This window comes from Aeromicrobium sp. (assembly GCF_049587115.1).
In the GTDB taxonomy this organism is placed as follows: Bacteria; Actinomycetota; Actinomycetes; order Propionibacteriales; family Nocardioidaceae; genus Aeromicrobium.
Genome location: NZ_JBAVDI010000071.1, coordinates 1 through 4663, shown reverse-complemented (window position 1 = coordinate 4663; position 4663 = coordinate 1). Strand labels below are relative to the sequence as shown.

The following is a 4663-nucleotide window of genomic DNA, read 5'->3' as shown; positions in this document are numbered from 1 at the left end:
GCGATGGGTGCCGCGATCGAGGTGTTCGATGGTGCGACTGCGATCGAGGTCGATCGTTCGCGGTTCCTTCCGGTCAAGACCACCAACGACCTTCTGCTCCTGCGGTCGGACGTCTATGGCGTCGGCGCGGACTTCCGGCTCCGTGCACAGGTCGACCCGGTGCCGCTGGTCGACCTGGATCGACGCTTCTTCAGCACGATCGCCGACTTCGACGCCCGCCTCCCTGCGATGCCGTCGATGGTCGATGCAGACTCGCTGACCGTCAAGGGTGACTGGCGCTTCGGCCGCGACGTCGTGGTGCGCGGTGACGTGGCGCTCGAGGACACCGGCGCGGCCGAGAGCGTCCCTGCTGCGGCCCGGTTAGGCTGACACGCATGTCCCCAGGAGAAACCGACGGCAAATCGGAGCAGAACATGCTGCCGCTTGGTCCGGATGATCCTCAGGACTCGACCCCGGGAGCATCGCCGAGCACTGCGTCCGAGGACGCGGTGACGCAAGCGGTGCCCGTTCCACCTCCCGCGCCGGCAGCAGCGCAGGCTCCCGATCCAACGCCTCCGGCTGGGCCGAGGGTGCCCGCCCGGACCCCCGAGCAGGCCGCTCCGACCGCCACCGAGTCGACTGAGGCTGCCGCTGCGAGTCCTGCAGTGGAAACGACCAGGCGCCCGCGGCCGGCCAGCATTCGCGAGGGACTCCTGACGGTCGAGGACCATCTCGAGAAGATCCTGCGCGGCATCGGCCCCCTCGGCGCGTACGACCAGCCGCTCGTCGAGTCGTTGGGGTTGCCGCTGCATGAGGCGTTTGTCAGTCCCTCCGACCTGCCGCTGTTCGACAACTCCGCGATGGACGGCTACGCCATCCGCTCGGAGGATGTCGCCGGAGCGAGCCGGGATCAGCCGGTCGCCCTACCGGTCGTCGGAGAGATCGCTGCGGGCTCTGCGCGGCCGTTCGCGATCAGCGCCGGGACGGCGGTCAAGATCATGACCGGTGCGCCGATCCCGCGCGGTGCCGACTCGGTCATCCCGTTCGAGAAGACCGACCGCGGCAACGCCCGGGTCGAGATCTACGAGTCGACGACTCCCGGTGGTTGCATCAGGCCCAAGGGTGACGACGTGAAGGCCGGTGACACGGTGCTGGCCGAGGGCACTGTCCTGGGACCGCGCGAGATCGGGCTGCTGGCGTCGCTCGGCTCACCCCGGGTCAAGGCCCGCCCGCGTCCCCGCGTCGTGGTCATCTCGACCGGCAGCGAGCTGCGAGAGCCAGGGACCCATCTGGACTATGACTCGATCAACGACGGCAACAGCTACATGCTGGCCGCGGCCGTGCGCGCCGCCGGGGCGATCTGCTATCGCGTCGGCGCCGTGGATGACAACCCCAGGACGTTTCGCAAGGTGCTGTCCGAGCAGCTCGTGCGGGCCGACCTGGTCGTGACGAGCGGCGGAATCAGCAAGGGCGACCACGACGTCGTCAAGGAGACGTTGTCGGCGCTCGGCACGGTCGACTTCGTCGAGGTCGCGATGCAGCCGGGCAAACCGCAGGGCTTCGGACGGGTCTTCGACGAGCAGACCCCGATCATCACCCTGCCGGGCAATGCCGTGTCGGCGTACGTCTCGTTCGAGGTCTTCGTGCTCCCCGCCATCCGCCGGATGATGGGCCGCACGCCGTTCCGCCGGCCGATGGTGCATGCGGTGCTGGCGTCTGATCTGCGCTCGACGCCCGGTATCCGGCAGTACATCCGTGGCGTCTTCGAGGTCACTCACCGCGGCGCCAAGGTCACGCCGATCCAGGGCAACGGCTCCCATCTGGTCGGTGCGCTGGCCAAGGCCAATGCGCTGATCATCATCGGCGAGGACCAGACCGCGCTGAACCTCGGTGACACAGTTCGCACCCTTGTGCTCGATCGGCCGTTCTGACGATGATTCCGGACGCTGCACGGTGAGTGACTCACTCAGCCATCTCGATGGCCAGGGCCACGCACGGATGGTTGACGTCACGGGCAAGAACGTCACGTCGCGCAGTGCGACCGCTCGGGGTCGGGTCGAGGTCAGCGCTCGGGTCGTCGAGCTGCTTCGGGGGGAGGGTGTGCCCAAGGGAGACGCGATCGCGACGGCTCGCATCGCCGGCATCATGGCGACCAAGCGCACCCCTGACCTGATCCCGCTGTGCCACCCCCTGGCGATCGGCGGCGTCGATGTCGAGCTGGTCATCGGTGACGACTCCGTTGCCATCACCGCGACCGTCCGGACGGCCGACCGTACGGGAGTCGAGATGGAAGCGCTGACCGCGGTCAGCGTCGCGGCGCTCACCGTCGTCGACATGGTCAAGGCCGTCGACAAGCTGGCGCGGATCACCGACATCGAAGTCGTCGCCAAGTCCGGTGGCAAGAGCGGCGACTGGACCCGTTCGTGAGCAGCTCGCGCGGCAAGGGCGCGGTCGTCGTGGCATCCAACCGCGCCTCGGCCGGGATCTACCAGGACACCACCGGCCCGTTGATCGCTGACGCCCTGCGCTCCTGGGGGTTCGAAGTCGGCGAGCCTGCCGTCGTCGGGGACGGGCAGCCGGTGTCCGATGCCATCGCCGCGGCGCTGGCCGACGGGGTCGCGGTGATCGTCTCGACCGGGGGCACCGGCATCAATCCGACCGACCGCACGCCCGAGGCAACCCGACCGCTCCTGGACCGCGAGCTGCCCGGTGTGGCCGAGGCGATCCGAGCCCATGGAGTCGCGAACGGTGTGCCCACGGCGATGTTGTCTCGCGGTCTGGCGGGGGTCGCCGGATCCGCGATCGTGGTCAACCTGCCCGGATCGCGTGGCGGCGTCAAGGACGGGCTCACCGTGCTGGCCGATGTCCTGCCGCACGCAGTCGAACAGCTTGCCGGCGGGGATCATGCCGGCGGCAACCAGCCCGGTGGTGAGTCCTGAGTCCCGGATGGCCGGTGGAGCTGAGGCACGGACACGTCGGTGTACGTCCCCTGCGTCGTCGGGACGCGGCGGAGTGGGCGCGGCTACGGAAGGCCAATGCCGGCTGGCTCGGTCCGTGGGAGGCAACGCTTCCTCGTGAAGCCGGACGCCCAGCGACGTCCTACGCCGGGATGATCGGCACCCTGCGACGCCGGGCACGGCGCGGGCAGGCCATGCCCTTCGTGCTGACCTGGGACGACCAGATTGTTGGCATGCTGACGGTCAATGGCATCACGTGGGGATCGGCGCGGTGGGCGAGCCTGGGCTACTGGATCGCCGAGAGCCATGCCGGCCGTGGAATCACCCCGACAGCGGTGGCTCTGGTCACGGACCACCTGCTCGGGACGGTTGGTCTGCACCGCGTCGAGATCTCGATCAGGCCCGAGAACCAGGCAAGTCTCCGAGTCGTCGCGAAGCTGGGGTTCATCGAGGTCGGTCTGGCCCCGCGATATCTGCACATAGCGGGCGACTGGCGCGACCACCGCGTCTTCCAGGTGTTGACCGAGGACGTCCCTGACGGCCTGGTGGCGCGTCTGGACCAGCCCTCCTGAGATCGCCGAACGGGGCGGCGCGCAAGTTCTCAGGCGACACACGGCCATGGCTGCCCACGAAGTCAGCCCCCAGCGCCTACCGTTTTGCACGTGGGTTCCAGTAGCGGGTTGATCATCGCGTTCGTCGTGGCCGTCTGGGCTGCGTACTTCGTGCCGCTCGTGCTGCGTCGCTACGACGATGCCAGCAAGAATGCGTCCCTCGACTCCTCCGGCGCCCTCGGTCGGGTCATCGCCCGGTCGACTGCCGCACCATCCCAAGCGCCCGAGATCAGCCAACCGGCGCCAGTCGTTGCCGCGACCACCCGGCCGGCTGCTCGCACGGCCGACCGGCCTGCGGCGAGGCTCGCCGCCAAGCGGCGGCGCCGCACGCTGCTGACGTTGCTGGCCCTCACCGCCGTCGTCACCGTCCTGTCCGCGCTGTCGATCATCGCGACCCCGTGGATAGCCGTGCCGGTGATGCTGGTGGCGGCCTGGCTCGTGGCCTGTCGTGTTCAGGTTCGCAGTGAGCTGGGCATGGGACGACTCGTGGCACCCCGGTTGCCGAGGATCGGCAGAACTGGCAAGCCCTCGATCTCGACGGCCGCCGAAGAGGAGGAGACGGTCATCGTCTCCGGGCACGATGCCGACATCAACCCGGGCCGCAAGCACCAGATGGAGGACGTCCCTCTCGAGGTGGACGCGCTCGACGACCAGATCGTGATCGCTGTCCCGTCCGTCTCGACGACGGGCGAGGCGTTGTGGGACCCCCTTCCGGTGACTCTGCCGACGTACGTCACCAAGCCCCGCGCGGGTCGTACAGTACGCACGATCGAGTTCGGTCAGGCGGGCGCCTGGACCTCCGGTCACATCGAGGGTGAAGACGTCGAGCTCCCCCAGCGCGACGTCGATGCCGGCGAGCAACGCCGCGCAGTCGGCCACTGACCCGCCTGATAATGTTGCTGGCGCACGACCTGGGGCATTGGCGCAGTTGGTAGCGCGCTTCGTTCGCATCGAAGAGGTCAGGAGTTCGAATCTCCTATGCTCCACCAGCACGACATCGAAGGCCCGGCCCCCACGGCCGGGCCTTCGTCGTCGAAGGACGCTCGCGCCGCCTGATCTGCGGTCATACTCGGAGCGACCCGACGACGCAGGAGCTCCCATGACCACGCTCAACCC

At 68.8% G+C, this 4663-nt stretch carries 6 protein-coding genes and 1 tRNA gene; all 7 read left to right on the top strand.

All coding sequences use genetic code 11. The features are described 5' to 3' along the window. Positions 1-369, top strand: a 369-nt coding sequence (locus tag WB461_RS07250) for a UTP--glucose-1-phosphate uridylyltransferase (RefSeq protein WP_423852058.1), incomplete at its 5' end; no start/stop codon positions are given. A 275-nt stretch (positions 370-644) separates the two neighbouring features. Continuing rightward, on the top strand, positions 645-1910 hold the full coding sequence (gene glp, locus WB461_RS07245) for a gephyrin-like molybdotransferase Glp (protein WP_423852057.1): 1266 nt from the start codon (positions 645-647) through the stop codon (positions 1908-1910). A gap of 22 nt (positions 1911-1932) precedes the next feature. Next, positions 1933-2406, top strand: coding sequence for a cyclic pyranopterin monophosphate synthase MoaC (moaC, locus tag WB461_RS07240; RefSeq protein WP_423852056.1), 474 nt, complete (start codon positions 1933-1935; stop codon positions 2404-2406). Continuing rightward, on the top strand, positions 2403-2918 hold the full coding sequence (locus WB461_RS07235) for a MogA/MoaB family molybdenum cofactor biosynthesis protein (RefSeq protein WP_423852055.1): 516 nt from the start codon (positions 2403-2405) through the stop codon (positions 2916-2918). Before moaC ends, WB461_RS07235 begins: the two co-directional genes overlap by 4 nt. A 14-nt stretch (positions 2919-2932) precedes the next feature. Next, on the top strand, positions 2933-3508 hold the full coding sequence (locus WB461_RS07230; RefSeq protein ID WP_423852054.1) for a GNAT family N-acetyltransferase: 576 nt from the start codon (positions 2933-2935) through the stop codon (positions 3506-3508). A 90-nt stretch (positions 3509-3598) separates the two neighbouring features. Beyond that, positions 3599-4429 carry a hypothetical protein gene (locus WB461_RS07225; protein ID WP_423852053.1) on the top strand — a complete coding sequence of 277 codons (831 nt, stop codon included), beginning with the start codon at positions 3599-3601 and terminating at the stop codon, positions 4427-4429. A gap of 31 nt (positions 4430-4460) precedes the next feature. Next, a tRNA-Ala gene (locus WB461_RS07220) sits at positions 4461-4536 on the top strand. Positions 4537-4663: the final 127 nt, after the last annotated feature.